The sequence below is a fragment of the Paenibacillus sp. V4I9 genome (assembly GCF_030817295.1).
Lineage (GTDB): Bacteria > Bacillota > Bacilli > Paenibacillales > NBRC-103111 > Paenibacillus_E.
In genome coordinates, this window is sequence record NZ_JAUSZE010000001.1 from 7,604,024 (window position 1) to 7,628,915 (window position 24,892).

Consider the following 24,892-nt stretch of genomic DNA (forward strand, 5'->3'; position numbering starts at 1 on the left):
TAAATAATAGAACTCCCTAACAGTTAGGGAGTTCTATTATTTATACACATTTCAGCTGGCTTTCTAGCATTCGACGATTTAGCCTTCCATCATCCCCTCCTCCCATTTATTCGTTCACAATTCAGACACAAATTTTTAATCTATTTTTCAGATTTGCTTAAGGTTGGTTTATTGTTCCACGGGTATAGTGATGATGGTTATATGAACGAGTAGAAATGGGGGATCTTGGATGCTTGAGGTCAAACAAGTCAGCAAGCTGTACGAAAATGATCGCGGCGTACATAACATCGATTTCTCGATGCAGCGCGGTGAGATCGTTGGCTTCTTAGGGCCGAACGGTGCTGGCAAAACAACGACGATGCGCATGATTACGGGTTATTTGAACCCTACGCATGGTCAAATATGGGTGGATGGTCACTCCATGGCTGATAACCCGAAGAAAGCACGCCGCAAAATCGGCTACTTACCCGAAACGCCGCCTCTCTATCCAGAGATGACGGTGCAAGCTTACTTACGATTTATCGCGAATCTTCGCGATGTGCCTGCACGGGAGCAGAAGCTGCGTGTCGGCGAAGCGATCGACAAGCTAGGTCTGCAAGGCCGCGAGAAGCAAATCATCCGCTCCTTGTCTAAGGGCTACAAGCAGCGCTTGGGCCTCGCGCAAGCGATTCTGCACCAACCGGATCTGCTTATCCTGGACGAGCCCACGTCTGGCCTCGATCCGAAGCAGATCATCGAGATTCGCCAGCTAATTCATGAGCTGGGGGAGAACCATACGGTGCTGCTGAGCACGCACATTCTCCCGGAAATTAACGCGATTTGCAACCGCGTTCTCATTATTAACCAAGGCCGCGTGGTTCTCGACGAGCGCCCTGAGCATCTCGGCCGCACGATGGGCGAGACGTTCGAGGTGTCGCTCGAGGTCAAGGGACCTCGCGAGCGGATCTTGACGGAGCTGCGAAGCCTAGAGGCGGTCGCAGAAGTGAAAGAAGTCGGCGCGCCGAGCGACGCTGCAACTATCGCTGCGCCTGCTGCGCAGGATGTGTTCATCAGCGAGGATGCATCGAAAGAAGCGACGACTGAACCACCAGCAGCAGCCGATACTGTGAAGCTGCTCGTCACCTCCGCGGATCGCTCCGATATCCGCGAGGCGTTGTTCTTCCGCTTGGCAGGCGCAGGCTACCCGATCCTAGAGATGAAGCGGGAAAGCCTCAGCTTAGAGGATATCTTCCTCAAGTTGACGACGGATGAACCTGCCGAAGCCGATAGCACTCCGAAGGAGGAGGTAGACACCGATGCGTAGAGTCTGGGCCATTTGCTCGAAAGAGCTGCAAATGTATTTCTTTTCACCTGTTGCTTACGTGGCATTCGCTTTCTATGTGCTGCTATCGAGCTTCTTCTTCTACATCAACTTCGTTAACGGCCAGCCACCGATTGTGGATGCGCGTTCCGTTGTTGGAAATACCACATTCGTGTACCTATTTATCATCCCGCTTTTAACGATGCGTCTCATCGCAGATGAGTTCCGTCAAGGTACCGATGAGCTGCTTCTGACTTCACCAGCAGGTATTGGTGAAATCGTGCTGGGTAAATATTTATCTGCTTTTATTGTACAAGTGGGGCTAGTGGGGATCAGCTTGATCTACCCGCTCATTATGTCTGCCTTCGGAACGTTGGATAAGCCAGTTATGTGGCTGTCCTATCTAAGTATGTTCCTATTAGGCTGCGCGATGATGGCCATTGGCTTGTTCGCTTCCAGTTTATCCAACAATCAGATGGTTGCCGGTATTTCAGGCTTTGTTATACTGCTTTTGCTGTGGCTGCTTGATTGGGTAAGCGGCAGCATGACAGGCAAGCTGAAGGATTATGTCGCTCAATTCTCATTGACGAGCCATCTGACGAACTTGCAAAAGGGCGTCCTGCACGGTGGAGACATCCTCTTTTATATCACATTAACAGCTGTGTTCCTGGTTCTTTGCATACAAGTCCTTGAAAGAAAGCGTTGGAGGTGAGCGGGATGAATAAGTGGATACGGGGAACTAATGCGACTGTTTTATCGATCGCCGTTATCGGCATTTTCATTATACTGACGATCTTCCTTCATTCGCTGAAAGGCTTTCAGGTCGATTTGACGAAAAATAAGAGCTTTACGCTCTCCGAGCAAACAGTTGCCACACTCAAAAACTTAAATCAAGATATTCACATCGTTGCCTTTACGAATAGTGGGGACAACAACGGTTTTGTGACGCGACAAGTCACCGATATGGTGACCGAATATAAGAAGCAAAGCGCTAAGATTACGTATGATGAATACGATATGCTGAAACAACCTTCGATGGCCAAGCAGTATGGTGTCGATCAAGGCGGAACGATTATTTTTGAAATGGGTTCTAAAAAGCAGAATATCAATTTCTATGAATTGTTTGTAGGCCAACAGGATGGCTCCTACACGTTCTCAGGAGAAGAGAAGTTCACCCAGGCAATTAAGAGCCTCACGTCCACAGAGAAGCACACGGTTTATCTGCTTTCCGGTCATCAGGAATATCCACTGAATGCCATGACCATTTTGAAAAGCAGTCTGGAAGCCGCTAATTATGTCGTGAAGGACCTTAATCTGTTCGTTGAGGGTAAAATACCGGACGATGCGCAGATGCTCATGCTGCTTGGCCCGCAAAATGACCTGAATGATAAAGAAGCTGCGCTGATCCAGGCTTATTTGAAGGATAAAGGCAAGATTTATATGGCGTTAGGCTTCAATAAAGATATGGCGACCAAGTGGAAAAATATCGATGCGATCATGAAAACATACGGCATTCAGGATCAACATGCGATTGCGATTGAAGCGAAACAAACGTCGCTCTATGATCCGTTGACGATTATTCCGGAGTATGGCCCCCATGACATTACCAACAAGCTGTCCAGCAATAATTTGATTACGATGTTGTCGCTGGCTGTAAGTTTGAATGCGGATGAAAGTGCACCAGACTACACCCAGTCTCTGCTTTTGAAAACAACAGATAAAGCTTACGGGGAAACAGATATCAACCTTCTTGCACAATCCAAAACTAAGCAGGATGCGACAGATGTCAAAGGACCGCTGAATCTGGGTTATGCGATTGCTAACAAGGATAACAAGCCTAAAGCTGTCATTCTAGGCGGATCTACGTTTGTACTAGATGAAGATATTCAGAATCAAGGCAACAAGGATTTTGCTCTGAACAGTATCGGCTGGCTGCAGGAACAGAAGGATCAGATCACGATCCGTCCGCGTCAAGGGGATGCGTTCCAACAAGCGATGATTACGCCTAGCCAAGCGAATACTATTTTCCTCGTAACGATCGTGTTCTTACCGCTCTTGTTCCTAGTCATTGGCGGCTTGATCTGGTGGAGGAGGAGACGAGGATGAAACGGTTTATTCCTACGATTCTGTTAGTCGTTATTTGTATCGGCGGTTTTTGGTACGCTTCGAGCAAAGACTTCTTTCAAGAGAAAAAAGATGACCCGAAATCGCTCATCACACTTAAGCAAGAAGACGTGCAGTCCATTCATGTAAAAACAGAGGCGCAGCAGATCGAATTAGCCCGGAGCGGCAGCGGATGGGAGATGAAAAGCCCTGCAGCAGCGCCGATCAATACGAATCAAGTGGGTTCATGGTTGGATGCCCTCGGACTGGTGACATCAACGAAACTAGTTGAAGATCAGGTAAGTAATCTATCCAACTATGGGTTAGATAAGCCGCTTGGAACTTATGAAGTTACGTTAAAAGACGGCTCGAAGAAAGGACTGCTGGTGGGTACGGCTCTTCCTATTGAAGGCTTCTCCTATGTTCAGGTGGAGGGATCTCCTGCTGTGTATCAGGTGAGTGATCAGTCGCTCTCTGCCCTCAGCAAAGAACCGGTAGACTTTACTGATGCTAGTCCATTCCAATTCGAGAGCGACAAGGTGCAGAGCGTAAACCTGACGTGGAAAGGTCAGAGCTGGACGCTTACCAAAACAGACAAAGACAAGGTGGCTGCTGAGGCGAACTGGAAGCTTGGTGATAAAGAGCTGAAAGGCGCGGAGGCGAATCCGCTGCTGGATGAGCTGATCTTCCTGCACAGTGCTGAGCTTCCACAGCCAGCGGCTCAGAAGCCAGCTGCGGGCGGTGAGCTCAAAGTAGAGCTTGGATTGTCTGTAGATGGCAAAGAGGTCACCGAGATCTATGAAGGCAAGCTAAGCCAAGATCAAGTCTGGTTGGCGAAGCAAGGCGGTCAGTGGGCGTACCTGCTTACATCCGCAGAAATACAGAAATTGGTGGATGCCTATGCCGGCAAACCGGCTCAGCCCGCCTCTTAACAGGAAAACTGCTCTCTACAGTTCAAACGTGCTGTGGGGGCAGTTTTTCTTCTTGTTTTCTTCCCAGTGGGGAGTCGAGATTTGTACAAGAACTTTACCCAATTCTGTTCAAAGCGCTCATTTTAGGCCGGACATGTTGTATTTTTTACAACAATCGGGTAGATAGCACCAATTAGCTTCACCAAAGTTGTAGGATGTACAACCTTGATACAGCTGAAGCTGCATAAGACCTAGTTTTTCAAGATTTTGATTAACTTTTTTTACCAACGGTACATAAAACGGAATATTTTGGGAAACCTACGAGAAAGGAATGGAAAGGAGGTAACATTCACATGTACAGCAATCAAGGGAACCAAAACATTTCCGGCAAAGAGCTTTTATACCTAGCGGATACGCTGAAAAATGAGGAGTTGTTAGCAAAGCTTTGTGTACAAGGAGCGGTGAACAGCCAAAGTCAGTCCTTGAAACAAACCTTGTCTCATCTTTCTCAGGAGCGACTGCAAAACATTAGCGTCCTCATCAACACCCTACAGCAGCAATCAGGCATTACCCATTAATTCGCACATAAATAGGAGGTGTAAGAAGCATGTATCAGCAAAACCCGTATCAACAACAGCAGCAGCAATCTCACCAGCAACAAGTACAATTAAAAGACGAGGACCTTGCAAACTTTGTTTTAAATGAGTTGAAACGCTGTGCTCGTGAATATACGACTGCAGCTTTGGAGGCTGCTAATCCACAGATCAGGCAGACCTTCCAGTCGTTACTGCAACAGACACTGCAGGATCAAGCTGCCGTATTTCAGGAAATCCAGAAGCTTGGCCAATATGAGATTCAAGCTGCTCCTCAGCAGCAAATTCAGCAAGAGCTGCAGAAACAAAGCCAGACCGCAGCTCAGCTGCAGTCCTTTGTACAACAAAATTTGAGTCAATCCAACGCGGCGAGCTTTCAGCAGCAAGACCAGATGACTATAGCCCAGCAGCAACAACATCAGCAGCAGAGTCAACAACAAAACCAAATTGCAGCTTTATACCAAACACAAACACCAATTCAACCGATGATTAGTGCCTCCCAATATCCTAATGCGGTATACAATAATCAAGGGCAAGGCTATTCAACCCATACACAGTCTTCACCAAACCAGACAAGTCAACAGCAAGCCTATATTAGCAACCAGCAAGGACAAAATTTTCAAGACCAGAATTACGGACAATCTGGCTACGGTCAATCTCAAGGTTATTCCGCATCATCCGGATACAGCGCATCTGAAAATGCTGGCATTGCTAGCAAAACAGCAAGTTCTACCAGCGCTTCCCGCAGTCAAACAGGTACTCAGACCTCGACGGCAGGTGAAAGCTCTTATCTCAGTAAACAACAACATGAGGGAAGTAAATACAGCTTCTAAATCGCATTTCTCCCTCAAGACCAAGACGTCCTAGCTTATAGCTAAGGGGCGTCTTTTTTTATCTAACATCCCATCGCTCCAAAATATGTTTTATTTATTTTGTCCCACTTTTCTCATAATCATGGAATGGAACCAGCTTGTCACTCATATATAAGGAACATAGGATGTCCAAACTTATGGGAGAAGGGTGCAAATGCTGATGAGAAAAACGTGGATTTACGGCGCAGCTGCTTTAATTGTACTAGGAGCATTAACTACAGCATGCGGTTCTAAAGAGGAAGTTGCTAGTAGCGGTGCAGCAGGCTTGAAGGATCCCAAGGCAGCGACTACAGTGGCTCAAGGGAAGACGGAAAGCAGTGTGAAGACGGTGGCCTCGGGCGCCAAGCCAGCCATCGATGCCGATTATAAAGTAGAGGGCAGAAACGTTACGATCACGTATCAGACAAGTAACTTTCAGATAGCGGATCATATGGATCAGAAAGCCGTACAGGGAGAAGGACATTTGCATTTGTACGTGGATGGTAAGCAGAAAGCGATGATTGGCAAAACGGGTCCATTAACACTGACCAATTTAGCGGCAGGTAAACATGAGATCAGACTCGAGCTTCAGCAAAATGATCATAAGGATATCAATGTAGAGAAAATTCTTAATATTGAAGTCAAATAATTAGGAACATTTGTGCGTATTTAGTCGGAAATCAAGCTTCAACGCAGATCAGATAACATTACGTTCATATTCCTTGAAAAGACGGGCGCTTAGCCCGTCTTTTGTCATTTGACACACCTGGATACGTAGCATAGACTGTTGATAGTATGGCAGTATTGCCGCCTAATCGGAGGGAAACAATTGATCGTCGATATACGCAAGTGGAAGCATGTATTTAAGCTTGACCCAGATCGGGAAATCTCAGATGAAGCGCTCGATCGGCTATGCCAGTCTGGGACAGATGCGATCATGGTGGGTGGTTCAACGGGAGTAACTTTTGATAACACGGTAGATCTTCTATCTCGGATTCGTCAGTATGAGGTGCCCTGTGTGCTGGAGATATCCAATCAAGAGGCCATCGTTCCAGGGTTTGATTTATTCCTAATCCCGATTGTGCTGAATGCGGATGATCCGAAATGGATCGTTGGGCAGCATCACGAGGCGTTGAAGGAATATGGTTCTATGCTAAATTGGGACGAAATTATAGCTGAAGGCTACATTATTCTAAATGGCGAAGCTATGGCTGCGCAATTAACATCGGCTCGTACGAACTTGGATGCCAAGGATGTTGCTGCATATGCACGCATGGCGGACAAGCTATTTCACATGTCTATTGTTTATTTGGAATATAGCGGTGTGTTTGGAGATATGGAGTTGGTGCGGCGGACGCGACAAGTGCTGGAGAATGCCCGTTTATTGTATGGTGGCGGCATTGACAGCCTAGATAAAGCGCAGCAAGCAGCGGAGGTCGCAGATACCATCGTCGTCGGTAACATTATTTATAGTGATCTGGAGCAGGCGCTTCAGACCGTGAACTTTGATAGAACAGGAAGGTAACTTATGAACGAGACAGTCAATATTTTAGATGCGATTAAAAGGTTGAATCCCGAGCAGCGCAAAGCAGTCGAAGCTGTCGACGGCCCACTTCTGATTATGGCTGGAGCGGGAAGCGGGAAGACACGGGTGCTGACGCATCGTATTGCTTACTTAATCGGCACGCGCAAAGCGGCGCCATGGAGCATTTTGGCCCTTACATTTACGAATAAAGCGGCACGTGAGATGCAGGATCGTGTCGGCAAGTTGGTTGGCGGCAGTGGGAATGATATTTGGGTTTCCACGTTTCACTCCATGTGTGTACGCATGCTGCGCAGAGATATTTCACGCATCGGTTTCACCTCGAATTTTACCATTCTAGATTCCGGTGATCAGTTGTCGGTCATCAAAACGTGCTGCAAAGAACTGAATATTGATACCAAGAAGTTCGAACCTAAGACCTTTCAAGCGGCCATTTCTACAGCCAAAAATGAACTCATCTCTCCTAAACAATTTGAGGATAAAATCGGTGACTACTTCGACGGGTTGACCTCGAAAATCTATACGCTTTATCAGAAGAAGCTTAGAAGCAACAATTCCCTGGATTTTGATGATTTAATTATGGCAACCATTCATTTGTTTAATGAAGTTCCAGAGGTTCTGGAGTTTTATCAAAATAAATTTCAATATATCCATGTCGATGAGTATCAGGATACGAACCGAGCGCAGTATATGCTGTGTCAAATGATTGCGGCCAAACATCAGCGCATTTGCGTTGTGGGAGATAGTGATCAGTCTATTTACCGTTGGCGTGGGGCTGACATTTCTAATATCCTTAATTTTGAAAAAGATTATCCGAATGCAACAGCTATTCTTTTGGAGCAAAATTATCGCTCCACATCTAATATTTTGCAGGCTGCCAATAAGGTCATCGCCAACAATACGGGCCGTAAGCCCAAAAACTTATGGACGGATAAAGAGGGCGGCGTAAGGATTAAGCTGTATCAAGCCGATTCCGAGCACGAAGAAGGCTACTTCGTTACTAGTGAAATTAATAAGAATAAGTCGAATGGTAAAAAGTTCGGTCATCACGCTATTTTGTACCGGACGAACGCACAATCTCGGGTAATTGAGGAAATTCTCATTAAATCCGATATCCAATACACCATCGTTGGCGGCGTAAAGTTCTACGACCGGAAAGAGATTAAGGATATCTTGGCGTATCTGCGCCTCATCTCCAATCCGGACGATGATATCAGCTTGAGTCGAATCGTGAACGTGCCGAAGCGGGGCATTGGTGACACCTCGATGGACAGAGTGGCCGATATGGCAGGGCGAAGAGGTATTTCACTATATGCCATGCTGGAGGAAGTCGATTCATTAGAGATCACGACGAAGGCTAAGCACGCTTTAGCAGATTTCCGCGAAATGATTGATAACCTGAACCGCATGGTTGAATACTTATCTGTAACTGAACTCACCGAGAAAATATTGGAGATGTCGCAGTACCGTCTAGAGATGCAGCGCGAGAATACGATTGAATCCAAGGCTCGTCTCGAAAATATCGAGGAGTTCCTGTCTGTGACGATGGACTTTGAGAAACGTAACGAGGACAAGTCACTCATTTCGTTCCTGACCGATTTGGCGCTTATCGCCGATATCGATACGCTGGATAAAGAAAAAAGCGAGGAAGAGCAGGACGCCGTTGTGCTCATGACGATGCACAGCGCCAAAGGCCTAGAGTTCCCGGTAGTATTCATCATCGGAATGGAAGAAGGCGTCTTCCCGCATAGCCGTGCCTTCGCCGATAACGAAGAGCTAGAAGAGGAGCGCCGTTTGGCCTATGTCGGCATCACGCGCGCCGAGCAAGAGCTTTTCCTCACGTGCGCCCGCATGCGCACGCTCTTTGGCCGCACCGCGGCGAACGCGCCATCGAGATTCCTTCAGGAGATTCCGAAGGAGCTCCTGGAGAATGTCTCGATGGGCGGTTCCATCGGTGGAGGCTTCTCGCGAGCTGGCCGCACTAGCACCAGCTCGTGGGGCAGCAGTGGCAGCAGCGCCACTGCCTCACAAGCGGGCCGCGGCTCCGCCGGCTCGTCCGCTTGGGGCACGCCGTCCTCGTTCGGACGGCCTAGTACGGGCGCGGCTGCGCCAAGCCCTGCAGCCGGGGCGAAGCCGGCTGCGTTCCGGGCTCCGCAGCCTGCCGCAGGCGGCGCGGTGCCGGACTACAAAGCCAGCGACAAAGTGTCGCATGGCAAGTGGGGCATCGGCACCGTTGTGTCAGTGAAAGGCTCGGGTGATGATACCGAGCTGCAAATTGCTTTCCCGGCGCCTGTTGGCTTGAAGCGCCTGCTCGCGAAGTTCGCTCCTATTACGAAAGAATAGGAGCCGCTTTTCGCCTTTATTTGCCGGACCCACCCTATTACCCATTAGAGAGGAAGAGCCCGTAATGACAGATGCCATCGCGGCAATGAAAACCCTCATCCAAGAAATCAACAAGCACAATCATAACTACTACACGCTTGATCAACCGGCGATTTCCGATGCCGAGTGGGATGCTTTATACAATAAATTGACCGCGCTAGAGAAAGAGACAGGGATTACCCTGCCTTCTTCTCCAACCCAACGCGTGGGCGGCGACATTCTCAAAGGTTTTGATCCACACAAGCATCTGGCCCGACTCTGGAGCTTGGACAAAGCGCAGAATGCCGAAGATCTGCAGACTTGGCACACACGTGTGCTTAAGCTAATTGCAGATTACAACAGCAAAAATCCAGAGAACCCGTTACCTGACCCGACGTATGTGGTGGAATTAAAGTTCGACGGGCTCACGCTGAACCTTACCTATAAGCAAGGAGAGCTTGTTCAAGCCTCCACGCGAGGAAACGGTACGGTTGGTGAGGGGATTTTAGCCCAAATCAAGACGATCAAGTCGATCCCACTGGAGATTCCTTACAATCAGGGGACCATTGAAGTGCAAGGCGAGGGCATGATGTTTCTCTCCGTGCTCGAGGCGTACAACCAAACTGCGACGGATCCGCTCAAAAATGCCCGCAACGCAGCAGCCGGAGCACTGCGTAATCTCAATCCCAAAGTGACGGCAGAGCGTAAGTTGAACGCTTTCTTCTATAATGTGGGTTACTCAGACGGCATTCAATTCGATAATCATTTCGATATGGTTCAGTTTCTTCGTGACAACCACTTTAAAGTGAGCAACCGCACGCGGTATTTCAGCACAATTGAAGAAGTGAGTGCAGAGCTGGAGCAGATTGCCGAAGAGCGCCTTGGCTTTGATTTTCTGATTGATGGAAGTGTCGTCAAGATTACAGACATGCGAACAAGAGAAGTGCTCGGCTACACCGAGAAATTCCCTCGCTGGGCGATTGCCTATAAGTTCGAAGCCGAAGAAGCGACAACAATCCTGCAAAGTGTATCTTGGGAAGTTGGCCGCACAGGCAAAATTACACCGTTAGCCCGCGTTGAAGCCGTGGATCTCGCTGGCGTAACCGTACAGAACTGCACGCTCAACAATGTCGGTGACATCGAGCGTAAAAACCTCAAGCATGCCTTAGGCAGCCTCGTCTATATCCGTCGCTCCAATGACGTCATTCCTGAGATTCTCGGTAAAGTAACCGAGGAGAATGACGGCGAGGAAATTGTAGCTCCGACGCATTGTCCTTCCTGCGGAAGTGAGCTTGAGATGCGCGGTGCGCATCTGTTCTGCTTGAACCGTCTCGGCTGCAGTCCGCAGCTGGTTGGGCGTATGGCCCATTTTGCTTCGCGCGATGCGATGGACATTGAATTTTTCAGCGAAATGACCGCTTCACAGCTGCATCAAGAACTGGATGTCCGTGATCCTGCGGATCTGTACACCCTACAATTCGAGGACCTCGTCAAGCTCGATCGCTTTGGCGAGAAGAAGGCCCGAAACCTGCTTGATGCCCTAGAAAAAAGCAAATCACGCGATCTAGCTTCGTTCCTTTATGCACTAGGCATTCCCAACTCGGGTAAAACCACGACCAAGGTGCTGGCAGACTACTATCGCAGCCTAACGAAGATTATGGCGGCTACGCCTGAGGAGCTAATTGGGCTTCCAGATGTAGGCGGTATAGTAGCTGAGAGTATTTATTCATTCTTCCGTGACCCTGTGATGGTGTCCAGTATTGAGCGTATGCTCGCTGCTGGCGTCAATCCAATAGCTGAAGAGCCTGTGGTTGTATTGGCTAGCCCTGATAATCCGTTCTTTGGCAAAACCGTTGTCCTCACAGGAACGCTATCCACCATGGGTCGTGACGAATGTGCCAAGAAGTTGGAAGCGCTAGGAGCTAAGATTACCGGCAGTGTTTCTAAGAAAACGGACATCGTGATCGCAGGGGAAAGCGCTGGAAGCAAGCTGACGAAAGCGCAAGAGCTTGGCATTCGGATCATTGAGGATGAACAGGAGCTTTTACAGCTTTTAGGTGAAGGATAAAATGACTAATAAGGGGACAGTGCCATGCCGAAAAAACTTCATATCGTGAATGGGAACGCATTTGGAGATAAGCTGCGTGCTTCGGGTATCGATGGAGACATATTGGTGTGGCGCGAGTCACTATGTGAAGGACCTATCGGCATACAGATGTCTGATAGTGTCCTTTTATCTATGAGGGCAGCTTATATGAATAATCGGCACGGCATCCCTAAGGAAATGTTCAAGTCCACTACCTTACAGCAGGAGAAAGCGCTGGACAAGCCCGCAGAGGATGTAGACGAAATTGTCCTGTGGTTTGAGCATGATTTATATGACCAATTGATGCTTTGTTATTTGCTAACGAGATTATTCGCTCTCCCTAATCCATCCTTTAAACTATCTTTGTTAAGTATCAATCAATTTCCTGGCGTTGAGTTCTTTCATGGATTAGGACAATTAAACGTCAATCAAATTACTCAGCTGCACGACAAGTGGTTGCCTGTAAGTGAAGACCAACTTCTTTTGGCCTGCAAGGTTTGGATGGCCTACTCAGCTTCTGAGCCCCTTCTTATGGCGACTTTATTGGAAGAGGATCTATCAGCACTGCCTTTTCTTCAAAAAGCCCTAGAGGCCAATTTTGAACGCTATCCATCTATGCAAAATGGCTTGAACACCATCCAACAGCTCATTCTTGAGTTCATAGGGGACGGTGAGGTGCTCGTTCTATCGTTATTTAAAAAAGTAAGCCAAACGGCCAGTCAATACGGCCTCGGTGATTTGCAGTACTGGACTATTGTTGATAGTATCCGCAAATGTGAGGCTCCATTGGTCCATCTTACTGGAGGGGACAAGCTGCCTAGTTACAGCGAAGCGCTGCCGCCTCAATTTGAAAAATGGCGATTACATAGGACGGACATGGGTAAACTAGTTCATACATGTGAGCTTGACCATCTGTACCTAAATGGCATTGATGATTGGATTGGCGGTGTTCATCTGCTTGGGAAAAAGGATATATGGCGCCGTAACAGCATCTCTACGGGGTTTGTGAAGATGTAAGATAATGGATGTATAAAATTGCTTGCATTTCGTTTTGAAACCTGATAATATTACTTCTTGTCACCGCAAGAGCGATACATTAACGCTTTAAACGGTAACGCAATAAAGCTCCTTGAAAACTGAACAAATGAATGAAGCAAATCAGCAAATTCAGTCACGTAAGTGACTACAATTGAGATTGCAAAATCTCGCTAGCAAGTCAATGAGCATTTCAGCTTTTCTATTATGGAGAGTTTGATCCTGGCTCAGGACGAACGCTGGCGGCGTGCCTAATACATGCAAGTCGAGCGGACTTATCCTTCGGGATAAGTTAGCGGCGGACGGGTGAGTAACACGTAGGTAACCTGCCTATAAGACTGGGATAACTATCGGAAACGATAGCTAAGACCGGATAATTGGTTCTCTCGCATGAGAGAATTATGAAACACGGAGCAATCTGTGGCTTATAGATGGGCCTGCGGCGCATTAGCTAGTTGGTAGGGTAACGGCCTACCAAGGCGACGATGCGTAGCCGACCTGAGAGGGTGAACGGCCACACTGGGACTGAGACACGGCCCAGACTCCTACGGGAGGCAGCAGTAGGGAATCTTCCGCAATGGACGCAAGTCTGACGGAGCAACGCCGCGTGAGTGATGAAGGTTTTCGGATCGTAAAGCTCTGTTGCCCTAGACGAACAGCAAGAGGAGTAACTGCCTTTTGTGTGACGGTATAGGAGAAGAAAGCCCCGGCTAACTACGTGCCAGCAGCCGCGGTAATACGTAGGGGGCAAGCGTTGTCCGGAATTATTGGGCGTAAAGCGCGCGCAGGCGGTCAATTAAGTTGGGTGTTTAAGCCCGGGGCTCAACCCCGGTTCGCATCCAAAACTGGTTGACTTGAGTGTAGGAGAGGAAAGTGGAATTCCACGTGTAGCGGTGAAATGCGTAGAGATGTGGAGGAACACCAGTGGCGAAGGCGACTTTCTGGCCTATAACTGACGCTGAGGCGCGAAAGCGTGGGGAGCAAACAGGATTAGATACCCTGGTAGTCCACGCCGTAAACGATGCATACTAGGTGTCGGGGATTCGATTCCTCGGTGCCGAAGTTAACACAGTAAGTATGCCGCCTGGGGAGTACGCTCGCAAGAGTGAAACTCAAAGGAATTGACGGGGACCCGCACAAGCAGTGGAGTATGTGGTTTAATTCGAAGCAACGCGAAGAACCTTACCAGGTCTTGACATCCCTCTGAATACGGTAGAGATATCGTAGGCCTTCGGGACAGAGGAGACAGGTGGTGCATGGTTGTCGTCAGCTCGTGTCGTGAGATGTTGGGTTAAGTCCCGCAACGAGCGCAACCCTTGATCTTAGTTGCCAGCACTTTGGGTGGGCACTCTAAGATGACTGCCGGTGACAAACCGGAGGAAGGTGGGGATGACGTCAAATCATCATGCCCCTTATGACCTGGGCTACACACGTACTACAATGGTCGGTACAACGGGAAGCGAAGCCGCGAGGTGGAGCCAATCCTTATAAGCCGATCTCAGTTCGGATTGCAGGCTGCAACTCGCCTGCATGAAGTCGGAATTGCTAGTAATCGCGGATCAGCATGCCGCGGTGAATACGTTCCCGGGTCTTGTACACACCGCCCGTCACACCACGAGAGTTTACAACACCCGAAGTCGGTGGGGTAACCCGCAAGGGAGCCAGCCGCCGAAGGTGGGGTAGATGATTGGGGTGAAGTCGTAACAAGGTAGCCGTATCGGAAGGTGCGGCTGGATCACCTCCTTTCTATGGAGACTCGGATCTGATAGATCCAGTCAAGTGATATATAGGGATCTTTGATCGTAGATCAAAGTCTCACATTGTTCACACAAATCGCTGATTACTCATTTCATTTGTTCAGTTTTGATGGAGCTTGTACACTTCATTCGAAGTGTATCTCATCAATATGGGGCCATAGCTCAGCTGGGAGAGCGCCTGCCTTGCAAGCAGGAGGTCAGCGGTTCGATCCCGCTTGGCTCCACCATTAACCTAATGCATACTTCCGCCGCCGATAAGGCGGTGTTGTTGACACTAGGCCGATGAAAAGCAAACCATCTGTATAACTTATGATTCACCTCAGCGACTGGTAATTTTTGATTGTTGCCGATGTTGAGATGGCATGATAAGGTATATTACCTGCCGCTGAGAGGCGAAGGGGAAACAACACATTTGTTCCTTGAAAACTAGATAACGAAACAAAACGTAAAGTAAGAACTTAGGTTGTGTGATTCTTTTGGATCATACAAAAATCTTTAAAGTTTTTTCTAGGTTAAGCTAGAAAGAGCACACGGAGGATGCCTAGGCACTAGGAGCCGAAGAAGGACGTGGCGAACGACGAAATGCCTCGGGGAGCCGTAAGCAGGCTTTGATCCGGGGATGTCCGAATGGGGGAACCCAGCTGTGGTAATGCGCAGTTACTCTATTGTGAATACATAGCAATAGTAGAGGCATACCCAGGGAACTGAAACATCTAAGTACCTGGAGGAAAAGAAAACAAAAGTGATTCCGTCAGTAGCGGCGAGCGAAAGCGGAATAGCCCAAACCAAGGAGCTTGCTCCTTGGGGTTGTAGGACCTCGTTGTGGGGTTAGTTCGGTAGGCGAAGCGATCTGGAAAGGTCCGGCATAGAAGGTAAAAGCCCTGTAGCCAAAATCGAACGAAACCCCTAGAGGTATCCTGAGTACGGCGGGTCACGTGAAACCCCGTCGGAATCCGGCAGGACCATCTGCCAAGGCTAAATACTCCCTAGTGACCGATAGTGAAGCAGTACCGTGAGGGAAAGGTGAAAAGCACCGCGGAAGCGGAGTGAAAAAGAACCTGAAACCGTGTGCTTACAAAAAGTCAGAGCCCTCTATATGGGTGATGGCGTGCCTTTTGTAGAATGAACCGGCGAGTTACGTTCCCGTGCGAGGTTAAGCTGAAAAGGCGGAGCCGCAGCGAAAGCGAGTCTGAATAGGGCGCTTTAGTACGTGGACGTAGACCCGAAACCGTGTGATCTACCCCTGTCCAGGGTGAAGGTGAGGTAACACTCACTGGAGGCCCGAACCCACGCATGTTGAAAAATGCGGGGATGAGGTGGGGGTAGCGGAGAAATTCCAATCGAACTCGGAGATAGCTGGTTCTCCCCGAAATAGCTTTAGGGCTAGCCTCGGATGTTGAGTTGTGGAGGTAAAGCACTGATTGGGTGCGGGGCCCGCCAAGGGTTACCAAGTCCAGTCAAACTCTGAATGCCACAAACTTAAATCCGGGAGTCAGACAGTGAGTGCTAAGATCCATTGTCAAAAGGGAAACAGCCCAGACCATCAGCTAAGGTCCCCAAGTGTGTGTTAAGTGGGAAAGGATGTGGAGTTGCACAGACAACCAGGATGTTGGCTTAGAAGCAGCCACCATTGAAAGAGTGCGTAATAGCTCACTGGTCGAGTGACTCTGCGCCGAAAATGTAACGGGGCTAAACACGCCACCGAAGCTATGGCTTGCACTTTAGTGCATGGGTAGGGGAGCGTTGTATGTACGTTGAATTCTGACCGTAAGGACAGGTGGAGCGCATACAAGTGAGAATGCCGGTATAAGTAACGAAAAGATCAGTGAGAATCTGATCCGCCGAAAACCTAAGGGTTCCTGAGGAAGGCTCGTCCGCTCAGGGTAAGTCGGGACCTAAGGCGAGGCCGAAAGGCGTAGTCGATGGACAACAGGTGGAAATTCCTGTACCACCGTAGCCGTTATGAGCAATGGAGTGACGCAGAAGGATAGTGACGCGAGCTGATGGATGCTCGTCCAAGCAGTGAGGCTGATGTGTAGGCAAATCCGCACATCGTAAGGCTGGGCTGTGATGGGGAGGGAAATTTAAGTACCGAAGGTCATGAGTTCACACTGCCAAGAAAAGCTTCTAGCCAGGCGAAGGTGCCCGTACCGCAAACCGACACAGGTGGGTGAGAAGAGAATTCTAAGGCGCGCGGAAGAACTCTCGTTAAGGAACTCGGCAAAATGACCCCGTAACTTCGGGAGAAGGGGTGCCTCGGTAGGGTGAATAGCCCGAGGGGGCCGCAGTGAAAAGGCCCAAGCGACTGTTTAGCAAAAACACAGGTCTGTGCGAAGCCGCAAGGCGAAGTATACGGGCTGACGCCTGCCCGGTGCTGGAAGGTTAAGAGGAGTGGTTAGGGGCAACCCGAAGCTATGAATTGAAGCCCCAGTAAACGGCGGCCGTAACTATAACGGTCCTAAGGTAGCGAAATTCCTTGTCAGGTAAATTCTGACCCGCACGAATGGCGTAACGACTTGGGCGCTGTCTCAACGAGAGATCCGGTGAAATTTTAATACCTGTGAAGATGCAGGTTACCCGCGACAAGACGGAAAGACCCCATGGAGCTTTACTGCAGCTTGATATTGGACTTTGGTACGATCTGTACAGGATAGGTGGGAGCCTTTGAAGCCTGAGCGCCAGCTTGGGTGGAGGCATCGTTGGGATACCACCCTGATCGTATCGGAGTTCTAACCTGGTACCGTGATCCGGTATGGGGACAGTGTCAGGTGGGCAGTTTGACTGGGGCGGTCGCCTCCTAAAATGTAACGGAGGCGTTTAAAGGTTCCCTCAGAATGGTTGGAAATCATTCGCAGAGTGCAAAGGCATAAGGGAGCTTGACTGCGAGACCTACAAGTCGAGCAGGGACGAAAGTCGGACTTAGTGATCCGGTGGTACCGAATGGAAGGGCCATCGCTCAACGGATAAAAGCTACCCTGGGGATAACAGGCTTATCTCCCCCAAGAGTCCACATCGACGGGGAGGTTTGGCACCTCGATGTCGGCTCATCGCATCCTGGGGCTGAAGTAGGTCCCAAGGGTTGGGCTGTTCGCCCATTAAAGCGGTACGCGAGCTGGGTTCAGAACGTCGTGAGACAGTTCGGTCCCTATCTGTCGCGGGCGTAGGAAATTTGAGAGGAGCTGTCCTTAGTACGAGAGGACCGGGATGGACGTACCGCTGGTGTACCAGTTGTCTCGCCAGAGGCATCGCTGGGTAGCTATGTACGGAGGGGATAAGCGCTGAAAGCATCTAAGCGCGAAGCCCCCCTCAAGATGAGATTTCCCAGTATGTAAGACCCCTTGTAGACGACGAGGTTGATAGGTTCGAGGTGGAAGTGCAGTAATGCATGCAGCTGACGAATACTAATCGGTCGAGGGCTTAACCAAAACCCTGAAATGTTCACTTTACGTAAGTTTCGTATCTAGTTTTCAAGGCGCAAACCACGCTTTGACTGTTTGGTGATGATGGCGGAGGGGACCCACGCGTTCCCATCTCGAACACGACCGTTAAGCCCTCCAGCGTCGATGGTACTTGAACCGCAGGGTTCTGGGAGAGTAGAACGTTGCCAAGCACACTAAAAAACCTTACGAGGATTTCTCCTTGTAAGGTTTTTTCTATTTGTACAAATAGACGAAGTGGCGCGCAAAACTAACAGCTCATATGCCCAAATAATCAAAGACCAAAGGTAGAGGTCTTACAGAACCAATCTTCCGAATAGGGGTCCCTAAAGGCTTCTATTTCCTTTGTTTTTAGTGAAATCAAGGAAATAGCATACATTAGAGGCTCCTATTTCCTAAAAAATAGTGTAAATCAGCGATTAACAACAGAATAAAAGCTCCTAAAGACTGCTATTCCGCCCACAATTCATTATTTATAACAAATAAGAGCCCTTAGAGGCTCTTATTGCAATTCAATAATAGCTACTGCATGTAGCAAGATGTGTCCTTATCTGTGATCTTAATCAATCCAGCTTTACGGTACGGGCGAAACCGGAAAAGCATCCACAGCCGCGGCATAAGCATCCAGAAATGAAAAATCGTGAGATGGATTAACCATTTGTCAGGTATCCATGGATAAAGAAGTGTAATCATAGCAAGACCAATCCAAAATAAAGTAAGCTGAATTCTGGATACCAATCGTATGGAGGCATTTCCTTCTGGCAAGAATCCACACCAAAAGACACCCCAACGGTAAGACCAGCCCCTCATAGCCATTCCAATCGTAAACTGAAAATAGATCCGGATGAGCAAAGAATGGAAGATAAGAAGAAGCGGATAGCTGACTAAGAGCGGCAGCCAGTTCGAAGGGTCAAATTTGTAAAAGACCGCTAGTATCAGAAGCATAAAATAAACAATTATTTTATACAAGGAATGATATATTCGCTTCATTAAAGTATAGCTATAAATGGTAGATTGTTTGGAGAGACTTGGTTCCTGTTTAGTTGACATGCTGATGACCTCCGCAAGGCGGTTAACCTGATATAAGACTATATCGGCACATGCCTTCCAAAATATGAGCGTTTAGCTAGTTTAGGAGAATTGCGATTCGGATATACTAATAGTAAAAGATCGTGGGGTGATCATATGGAGGAGAACCGAATAGGGGTATGTATGATCTGCGAACAGCAACGGATGGGCGGAATTCATATTATTATGGCCTTTATCTGTGATGAGTGCAGCAGTGAAATGGTCAAAACGAATGTAAATGATCAGAAATATCCGTTTTTTGTGAAACAGATGAAGAAAGTATTTTATATGGGCAATTCGAAACAATATATGAACTAGTGGGAGAAGCTTCTTATGGAAGCTTTTTTTGTTTTTTTAGCGTCAATCCACTACTATAAGGGTATAAAATAGAAAGCTCACGGAGCTCAAGGAGTCGTGTCAACATGAGCAGCCAACATTCAAAAAAGTCACGTGCGCCGCTTTTTGAAGCAATGGTCGCCCACCACGATAAGAACCCTGCAAGTTTCCATGTACCTGGTCATAAATCCGGACAAGGCTTGTTAGATGAAGGGACAAGCTTCCTAAAGACGGTGATGTCGATCGATTATACAGAAATTACGGGTCTAGATGATTTACACCACGCAGAGGGTGTCATTAGTGAAGCCGAGGAGCTAGCGGCGGATTGCTTTGGAGCTGAGGAAACGTATTTTCTGATAGGTGGGAGTACAGTTGGTAATTTAGCCATGATTTCTGCCGTATGTGAGAAGGATGATATCATTCTTGTGCAAAGAAATGTACACAAGTCGGTCATTCACGGGCTTATGTTAGCTGGTGCTAAGGCAGTGTTCATAGCTCCTGCAATCCATCCGGAAACAGGTGTTGCCACAAGTCTATATATCGATGATGTTAAGCAAGCGCTATTGCTTTATCCAGAGGCTAAGGGGCTGTTTATAACTAATCCAAATTACTATGGTAATGGTGTCAATCTCAAGCCTTTCGCGGAATTGATGCATGCACATGGGAAGCTGCTGCTGGTGGATGAAGCACACGGGGCGCACTATGGATTTCATCATGAGATGCCGGCTTCCGCCTTATCACAAGGGGCTGATGCTGTGGTACAATCCACGCACAAGATGCTAACCGCAATGACCATGGGGGCTATGCTGCATGTCCAAGGATCGCGGATAGACCGAAGGGCTATCCAACAACTTCTAGCTATGCTGCAGAGCTCAAGTCCCTCTTATCCTATAATGGCGTCACTAGATTTGGCGAGGAAGAGGATGCATACAGAAGGCAGGAACTGGCTAGAACAAGGACTTGCTGTTGTAAAAGAGTTCAGGTCGCTGCTTGATGAGCTTACCGCATTCAGATATCACCCAAGAGAGCTTTTGGGGAATCAAAGTCAAGAGGGTCAAACGGCAGATCCGTTTAAAATAGCCATCTATGATGTGACGAATACGTTATCTGGCACCGAACTCAAAGAAAGGCTAGAAGCTCAAGGCTGTTTTGTCGAAATGACGGACGGACGTCAAGTACTACTTGTATTCACCCCTGCTTCCACCAGAGCGGATATGTTAAGAATTGTCGAAGCATTAACTAACATTTGTGTGGACGTTCCTGTACAAAAGAAGGAACTTCAAGCGCCTATCTCGAATATACTTAAATTACCCTACTATACACCAATCTCTTCTCCAGTTGCTTTTGATATGAGAGTTATCTCCAAAGCATCACGGGCAGACGTGGCGTTTAGTGAGGTGAGCGTTCAAGGGGCGGTCGGGAAGCGTTCTGCGGATATGGTAATCCCTTATCCACCGGGAATTCCCTATTTATACCCTGGCGAAATCATCTCGGCTTCCATAGCCGAAGCCTTATTGCAATTGGCCGCAAACGGAATCAAGTTTCAAGGAACCGAATTTGGGCAGACACAAAAGCTAAAGATATACACATAAACCATTATATGATCTGGTAAAGCAGCATGCAGGAGGAAGCGTGAACGGAATATTTATAACGTTTGAAGGGCCGGACGGCGCTGGGAAAACAACACAGCTTAAGAAATTGGCTGAGGAGCTTAAGAAACAAGGGCATAACGTCCTCGTTACGAGAGAACCGGGCGGAACGGCAATCAGTGATCAAATCCGCAGTATTATTCTTGACCCTGTGAATAAGGAGATGGTGGATCAAGCGGAAGTTTTGCTTTACGCAGCATCTAGAGCACAGCATGTGCAACAGTTAATTCTTCCGGCACTCGCAGCTGGCCGAATTGTACTATGTGATCGCTTCATTGATGCAAGTGTTGCTTATCAAGCTTACGGACTTGGTGTAGATGTAGATATGGTAAAAGCCATCTCGCGTTATGCCAGCTCAGGATTACAAGCAACTCGAACATACATCTTAGATGTGCCAGTGGAAGTAAGCATGGCGAGACTTCACCATAGAGCATCGGGTACGGGCGTGAATGCCCAGCAGTTGGATCGCATTGAACAGAAAAATGTAGATTATCACAGCCGGGTACGGGAAGGTTTTCATCAGATTGCAGCTGATCATCCTGAACGCGTACGAGTTGTTAATGCAAACCGTAACGAAGAGGAGATTGCAAAAGATATATGGACGGATTGTAATTGTTTGCTTGAGGAACATATTTCCGGTTAAAGCAGAAAATCGATTCTTAGTTTATAATAAAAGGGAGGAATCACCCATGAAACTAGTCGTAGCCGTTGTGCAAGATAAGGACAGTAACCGTCTCTCTAATGCTTTAATAAAAGAAGGGTTTCGCGCCACGAAGCTGGCAAGTACCGGTGGATTTTTACGTGCGGGAAACACGACATTTATGATTGGTACGGAAGATGAGAGGGTGCAAGAGGTCATGCAGGTCATTCGCACCAATTGCAAAATTCGGGAACAGCTTGTTACACCGGTTTCTCCAATGGGAGGAACGACGGATTCCTATATTCCATTTCCTGTGGAAGTTCAAGTGGGTGGAGCCGCGGTTTTCGTATTGCCAGTAGAGCGCTTCGAGCATTACTAATCAGATATACACAAGGATGGATGCGTCTTGAAAATTAATCCGGGGTGGCAGCCCATCGGTAAGAACGTCAAAGTGAATGAGAACGTCCCGCCGCCACAGATGGCCCCCCGGAATTTCTCAGACATTATGCAGCAGCAGGATGAGAAATTTACGCAGGAGCAATTATCCAAAATGGTGCAGCAAATTACGCTGCAGGGTGATCGTCTGTCGCGGGCAATGACGGTGAGAGAGCTTCTGCAATACAAGCTGCTGATTAAGCAGTTTCTAGAGGAGACCGCTCGCCGTGGTGTTAATTTAAGAGATACGAAGGGTTGGGATCGTCGCGGCCGTTCGAAGCGATATAAGCTTTTGGAAGAAATTGATCTAGAACTGCTTTCATTAGCAGATGAATTGTTGGAAAACGAGCAGGGTCGAATTGAAATTTTGCACAAAATCGGAGAAATCCGAGGGATGCTGATTAACTTGTTATTTTAAAATATAAGAAAATATATGTCACGCTATATGATGTTAATATTTCTGGGTAAACGCACTCGTCCTGGAAGGACGGTGTAGCCGTTTATCCTCGGGATGGAGCGTATTTCTAATGTCCTTTCAAGCCATACCGGGGCAAGCAGCGGCAAAGCAGCTTCTGCAGAACGGGCTGCGGCAAGACAAGCTGTCTCACGCCTATATATTTAGTGGACCTGTAGGAACTGGACGCTCGGAGATGGCCATAGCTTTGGCTAAAGCTATCTACTGTCAGCACGGGATCGATGAGGCATGTGGTGAATGTTTGGAATGCCGTAAGGTCGAGCATCGTAATCATCCGGATCTACACATGGTTATGCCAGATGGAGCTTCGATTAAGATCGAGCAGATTCGTGAGTTGCAAAAGGAGTTTGCTTACCGCGCTACGGCCTCTGGAACCAAAATATATATCCTGTATCATGCAGATAAAATGACGGTACAGGCTGCTAATAGCTTGTTGAAGTTTCTAGAAGAGCCGACCTCACGTGTGGTCGCGATTCTCATTACAGAGAATGGCAATGCCCTGCTGCCGACGATTCAATCGAGGGCGCAGTGGATTAATTTCACGCCAATGCCGCGCGAGCAAATGGTCTTGACGCTATTGCAAGAGGGTCATCCCGCATCACTGGTACAGCCCGCCGCACATTTAACGGCAGGATTGCAAGCGGCTAGGGATTTAATTGCTGCGAATTGGTTTGCAGAAATGAGAACCGTAGTGTTACAATTAGCTAAGGAGACGCTCACACGTTTCCCTACTTCCATGATTACGGTGCAGCAACGGATTGTGAAAACGGAGCTAGCGGATCATATGTCGAGTCTTTTCGATTTGTTGATTCTCTGGTTTAAAGATATGGTGCAGTTGCGCCTGGAGCGCAGAGATAAGCTTGTTTATAATGATCAGCTGGACTGGATGAGCTCCCTCGCGTTCAGCCGGGATGTCTCAGTATGGGTGCGTATGATGGAGCAAGCCGTAGATTTACAAAAACGACTGCGTTTCAACGCCAATTCTCAGCTGGTTATAGAGAAAATGCTCGTGGAGATGCAGGGGGTGTAAGATGTATTCGGTAGTTGGTGTCCGCTTTAAGAAAGCGGGTAAAATATATTATTTTGATCCGATTGATTTGCCAATTGAGAAAGAAAGTGCCGTTATTGTTGAAACCGCTCGCGGAGTTGAGTACGGCAAAGTTGTTGTTGGAAAGAAGAATGTCAAAGAAAATGACGTCGTTCTTCCTCTCAAAAAGGTGATTCGCCTTGCGGATGACTCGGATGCTGATTTGGTTGAAGAAAATAAGAAAGCAGCCAAAGATGCGTTCCAAACGTGTCACGAGAAAATTAAAGACCATAGTCTTAAGATGAAGCTTGTAGACGTAGAGTATACCTTTGATCGCAATAAAATTATTTTTTATTTTACGGCTGAAGGACGCGTTGATTTTCGTGAGCTCGTGAAGGATTTGGCGAGTATTTTCCGGACCAGAATTGAACTGCGTCAAATTGGCGTACGGGATGAAGCGAAGATGCTTGGAGGTATAGGTCCGTGTGGGCGAATTCTATGCTGTTCCTCATTCTTAGGTGATTTCGAACCCGTATCCATTAAGATGGCGAAGGACCAGAACTTATCGCTTAACCCAACGAAAATTTCGGGATTATGCGGACGGTTAATGTGTTGTTTGAAATATGAACATGATAACTACGAGAGTGCGAAGGATTCACTACCAACTGTCGGTAGACATGTAATCACATCTTTTGGGAATGGTAAAGTACTTGGATTGAATATCAAAGAACGTACAGCAAAGGTTCAATTGTTTGACCTTGGTAAAGCACTTGATTTACCTTTCGATGATGTAGTTGAACAAGAGTAGAGGCAAAGTATCCAAGGAGGCGCTGGCCAGTAAGCATGCATGGCACTAGAGGTGAAAGCGTGGATAAACAAGACATTTTTGGACAAATAGATGGGATCGAAGAACGAATGGGTGCCACTTATGCCGAGTTGGGTGCCTTAAAGAAACAAATTATTAACCTCATCGAAGAAAATAAGAGATTAAGCATAGAAAATCAGCAGCTCCGCAAACTGATCAGACAAGAGGAAACAATTGTCGATCAGCCAGTAGGAGAGGCGGAGGAACCACTTCCGTTACCTGGAGCAGGTTATGATAATTTGACTCGCTTGTATAATGAAGGTTTTCATATTTGCAATGTGTATTATGGACACCTTCGGACCGAGGGAGATTGTTTGTTTTGCTTATCCTTTTTAAATAAATAAGTGATTTTGACCGTAGGGGTGTATGCCTTACGGTTTTTTTCCATAATGAGCAGACTAGAAAGGAAATGACGGAGAA

The 24,892-nt window shown here is 47.7% G+C and carries 20 protein-coding genes, 1 tRNA gene and 3 rRNA genes; 23 read left to right on the forward strand and 1 reads right to left on the reverse strand.

Annotated elements, in window-relative coordinates; genetic code table 11:
* The first annotated feature begins 229 nt into the window (after positions 1-229).
* The 15 genes from QFZ81_RS34990 to rrf all read left to right on the forward strand — a co-directional run bounded on the left by QFZ81_RS34990 (position 230) and on the right by rrf (position 18,150).
* Positions 230-1,303, forward strand: coding sequence for an ABC transporter ATP-binding protein (locus QFZ81_RS34990; protein WP_307606431.1), 1,074 nt, complete (start codon positions 230-232; stop codon positions 1,301-1,303).
* On the forward strand, positions 1,296-2,012 hold the full coding sequence (locus QFZ81_RS34995) for an ABC transporter permease subunit (protein WP_056832306.1): 717 nt from the start codon (positions 1,296-1,298) through the stop codon (positions 2,010-2,012). Before QFZ81_RS34990 ends, QFZ81_RS34995 begins: the two co-directional genes overlap by 8 nt.
* A 5-nt stretch (positions 2,013-2,017) precedes the next feature.
* Positions 2,018-3,406, forward strand: a complete 1,389-nt coding sequence (locus QFZ81_RS35000) for a GldG family protein (protein WP_307606433.1) — start codon at positions 2,018-2,020, stop codon at positions 3,404-3,406.
* Positions 3,403-4,335: a DUF4340 domain-containing protein gene (locus QFZ81_RS35005; protein WP_307606435.1), complete on the forward strand. Its 933-nt coding sequence runs from the start codon at positions 3,403-3,405 to the stop codon at positions 4,333-4,335. The genes QFZ81_RS35000 and QFZ81_RS35005 overlap by 4 nt, the downstream gene beginning before the upstream one ends.
* 332 nt (positions 4,336-4,667) lie before the next feature.
* Positions 4,668-4,892 (forward strand): hypothetical protein, encoded by a 225-nt coding sequence (locus tag QFZ81_RS35010; RefSeq protein WP_307436410.1) that lies wholly within the window; start codon positions 4,668-4,670, stop codon positions 4,890-4,892.
* Between the two features lie 29 nt (positions 4,893-4,921).
* Positions 4,922-5,740, forward strand: coding sequence for a spore coat protein (locus tag QFZ81_RS35015; RefSeq protein WP_307436407.1), 819 nt, complete (start codon positions 4,922-4,924; stop codon positions 5,738-5,740).
* A gap of 193 nt (positions 5,741-5,933) precedes the next feature.
* On the forward strand, positions 5,934-6,407 hold the full coding sequence (locus tag QFZ81_RS35020) for a DUF6130 family protein (RefSeq protein ID WP_307606437.1): 474 nt from the start codon (positions 5,934-5,936) through the stop codon (positions 6,405-6,407).
* 180 nt (positions 6,408-6,587) lie between these two features.
* Positions 6,588-7,283 (forward strand): heptaprenylglyceryl phosphate synthase, encoded by a 696-nt coding sequence (gene pcrB, locus QFZ81_RS35025; RefSeq protein ID WP_307436402.1) that lies wholly within the window; start codon positions 6,588-6,590, stop codon positions 7,281-7,283.
* Positions 7,284-7,286: 3 nt separating this feature from the next.
* Positions 7,287-9,644: a DNA helicase PcrA gene (gene pcrA, locus QFZ81_RS35030; RefSeq protein ID WP_307436399.1), complete on the forward strand. Its 2,358-nt coding sequence runs from the start codon at positions 7,287-7,289 to the stop codon at positions 9,642-9,644.
* A gap of 64 nt (positions 9,645-9,708) precedes the next feature.
* Positions 9,709-11,730: an NAD-dependent DNA ligase LigA gene (ligA, locus tag QFZ81_RS35035; protein ID WP_307606439.1), complete on the forward strand. Its 2,022-nt coding sequence runs from the start codon at positions 9,709-9,711 to the stop codon at positions 11,728-11,730.
* A gap of 24 nt (positions 11,731-11,754) precedes the next feature.
* Positions 11,755-12,765, forward strand: a complete 1,011-nt coding sequence (locus QFZ81_RS35040) for a DUF1835 domain-containing protein (RefSeq protein ID WP_307606441.1) — start codon at positions 11,755-11,757, stop codon at positions 12,763-12,765.
* A 222-nt stretch (positions 12,766-12,987) separates the two neighbouring features.
* Positions 12,988-14,529, forward strand: a 16S ribosomal RNA gene (locus QFZ81_RS35045).
* Between the two features lie 162 nt (positions 14,530-14,691).
* Positions 14,692-14,767, forward strand: a tRNA-Ala gene (locus QFZ81_RS35050).
* A 283-nt stretch (positions 14,768-15,050) separates the two neighbouring features.
* A 23S ribosomal RNA gene (locus QFZ81_RS35055) occupies positions 15,051-17,965 on the forward strand.
* A gap of 68 nt (positions 17,966-18,033) precedes the next feature.
* A 5S ribosomal RNA gene (rrf, locus tag QFZ81_RS35060) occupies positions 18,034-18,150 on the forward strand.
* The 16S, 23S and 5S rRNA genes sit together here with 1 tRNA gene alongside, the layout of an rRNA operon.
* Before the next feature lie 349 nt (positions 18,151-18,499).
* Here rrf and QFZ81_RS35065 read toward each other — a convergent pair.
* A complete protein-coding gene (locus QFZ81_RS35065; protein WP_307606444.1) occupies positions 18,500-19,027 on the reverse strand; it encodes a hypothetical protein in 528 nt (175 codons plus the stop codon).
* A 135-nt stretch (positions 19,028-19,162) separates the two neighbouring features.
* On the opposite strand from QFZ81_RS35065, the gene QFZ81_RS35070 reads away from it, so the two are divergent.
* The 8 genes from QFZ81_RS35070 to yabA all read left to right on the forward strand — a co-directional run bounded on the left by QFZ81_RS35070 (position 19,163) and on the right by yabA (position 24,816).
* On the forward strand, positions 19,163-19,363 hold the full coding sequence (locus tag QFZ81_RS35070; protein ID WP_307436389.1) for a sigma factor G inhibitor Gin: 201 nt from the start codon (positions 19,163-19,165) through the stop codon (positions 19,361-19,363).
* Between the two features lie 104 nt (positions 19,364-19,467).
* Entirely contained in the window at positions 19,468-20,973 is a 1,506-nt protein-coding gene (locus QFZ81_RS35075) for an aminotransferase class I/II-fold pyridoxal phosphate-dependent enzyme (protein ID WP_307436387.1), read from the forward strand.
* A 40-nt stretch (positions 20,974-21,013) separates the two neighbouring features.
* Positions 21,014-21,673 (forward strand): dTMP kinase, encoded by a 660-nt coding sequence (tmk, locus tag QFZ81_RS35080; RefSeq protein ID WP_307606446.1) that lies wholly within the window; start codon positions 21,014-21,016, stop codon positions 21,671-21,673.
* 46 nt (positions 21,674-21,719) lie between these two features.
* Positions 21,720-22,049, forward strand: a complete 330-nt coding sequence (locus tag QFZ81_RS35085; protein WP_029198490.1) for a cyclic-di-AMP receptor — start codon at positions 21,720-21,722, stop codon at positions 22,047-22,049.
* Between the two features lie 27 nt (positions 22,050-22,076).
* Positions 22,077-22,523, forward strand: a complete 447-nt coding sequence (locus tag QFZ81_RS35090) for a YaaR family protein (RefSeq protein WP_029198491.1) — start codon at positions 22,077-22,079, stop codon at positions 22,521-22,523.
* A 109-nt stretch (positions 22,524-22,632) separates the two neighbouring features.
* Entirely contained in the window at positions 22,633-23,610 is a 978-nt protein-coding gene (gene holB, locus QFZ81_RS35095; protein WP_307606448.1) for a DNA polymerase III subunit delta', read from the forward strand.
* A 1-nt stretch (position 23,611) separates the two neighbouring features.
* Positions 23,612-24,415 (forward strand): PSP1 domain-containing protein, encoded by an 804-nt coding sequence (locus QFZ81_RS35100; protein ID WP_307436378.1) that lies wholly within the window; start codon positions 23,612-23,614, stop codon positions 24,413-24,415.
* A 59-nt stretch (positions 24,416-24,474) separates the two neighbouring features.
* A complete protein-coding gene (gene yabA, locus QFZ81_RS35105) occupies positions 24,475-24,816 on the forward strand; it encodes a DNA replication initiation control protein YabA (protein ID WP_307606450.1) in 342 nt (113 codons plus the stop codon).
* Positions 24,817-24,892: the final 76 nt, after the last annotated feature.

Bases quoted from the DNA above. Each gene is read 5' to 3' on its own strand.
- ligA (WP_307606439.1), top strand. From the start codon at position 9,709: ATGACAGATGCCATCGCGGCAATGAAAACCCTCATCCAAGAAATCAAC.
- QFZ81_RS35020 (WP_307606437.1), top strand. From the start codon at position 5,934: ATGCTGATGAGAAAAACGTGGATTTACGGCGCAGCTGCTTTAATTGTA.
- QFZ81_RS35070 (WP_307436389.1), top strand. From the start codon at position 19,163: ATGGAGGAGAACCGAATAGGGGTATGTATGATCTGCGAACAGCAACGG.
- QFZ81_RS35005 (WP_307606435.1), top strand. From the start codon at position 3,403: ATGAAACGGTTTATTCCTACGATTCTGTTAGTCGTTATTTGTATCGGC.
- QFZ81_RS35010 (WP_307436410.1), top strand. From the start codon at position 4,668: ATGTACAGCAATCAAGGGAACCAAAACATTTCCGGCAAAGAGCTTTTA.
- pcrA (WP_307436399.1), top strand. From the start codon at position 7,287: ATGAACGAGACAGTCAATATTTTAGATGCGATTAAAAGGTTGAATCCC.
- QFZ81_RS35100 (WP_307436378.1), top strand. From the start codon at position 23,612: ATGTATTCGGTAGTTGGTGTCCGCTTTAAGAAAGCGGGTAAAATATAT.
- QFZ81_RS34995 (WP_056832306.1), top strand. From the start codon at position 1,296: ATGCGTAGAGTCTGGGCCATTTGCTCGAAAGAGCTGCAAATGTATTTC.
- QFZ81_RS35075 (WP_307436387.1), top strand. From the start codon at position 19,468: ATGAGCAGCCAACATTCAAAAAAGTCACGTGCGCCGCTTTTTGAAGCA.
- QFZ81_RS35000 (WP_307606433.1), top strand. From the start codon at position 2,018: ATGAATAAGTGGATACGGGGAACTAATGCGACTGTTTTATCGATCGCC.
- holB (WP_307606448.1), top strand. From the start codon at position 22,633: ATGTCCTTTCAAGCCATACCGGGGCAAGCAGCGGCAAAGCAGCTTCTG.
- QFZ81_RS35065 (WP_307606444.1), bottom strand. From the start codon at position 19,027: ATGTCAACTAAACAGGAACCAAGTCTCTCCAAACAATCTACCATTTAT.
- QFZ81_RS35040 (WP_307606441.1), top strand. From the start codon at position 11,755: ATGCCGAAAAAACTTCATATCGTGAATGGGAACGCATTTGGAGATAAG.
- QFZ81_RS35015 (WP_307436407.1), top strand. From the start codon at position 4,922: ATGTATCAGCAAAACCCGTATCAACAACAGCAGCAGCAATCTCACCAG.
- QFZ81_RS34990 (WP_307606431.1), top strand. From the start codon at position 230: ATGCTTGAGGTCAAACAAGTCAGCAAGCTGTACGAAAATGATCGCGGC.
- QFZ81_RS35085 (WP_029198490.1), top strand. From the start codon at position 21,720: ATGAAACTAGTCGTAGCCGTTGTGCAAGATAAGGACAGTAACCGTCTC.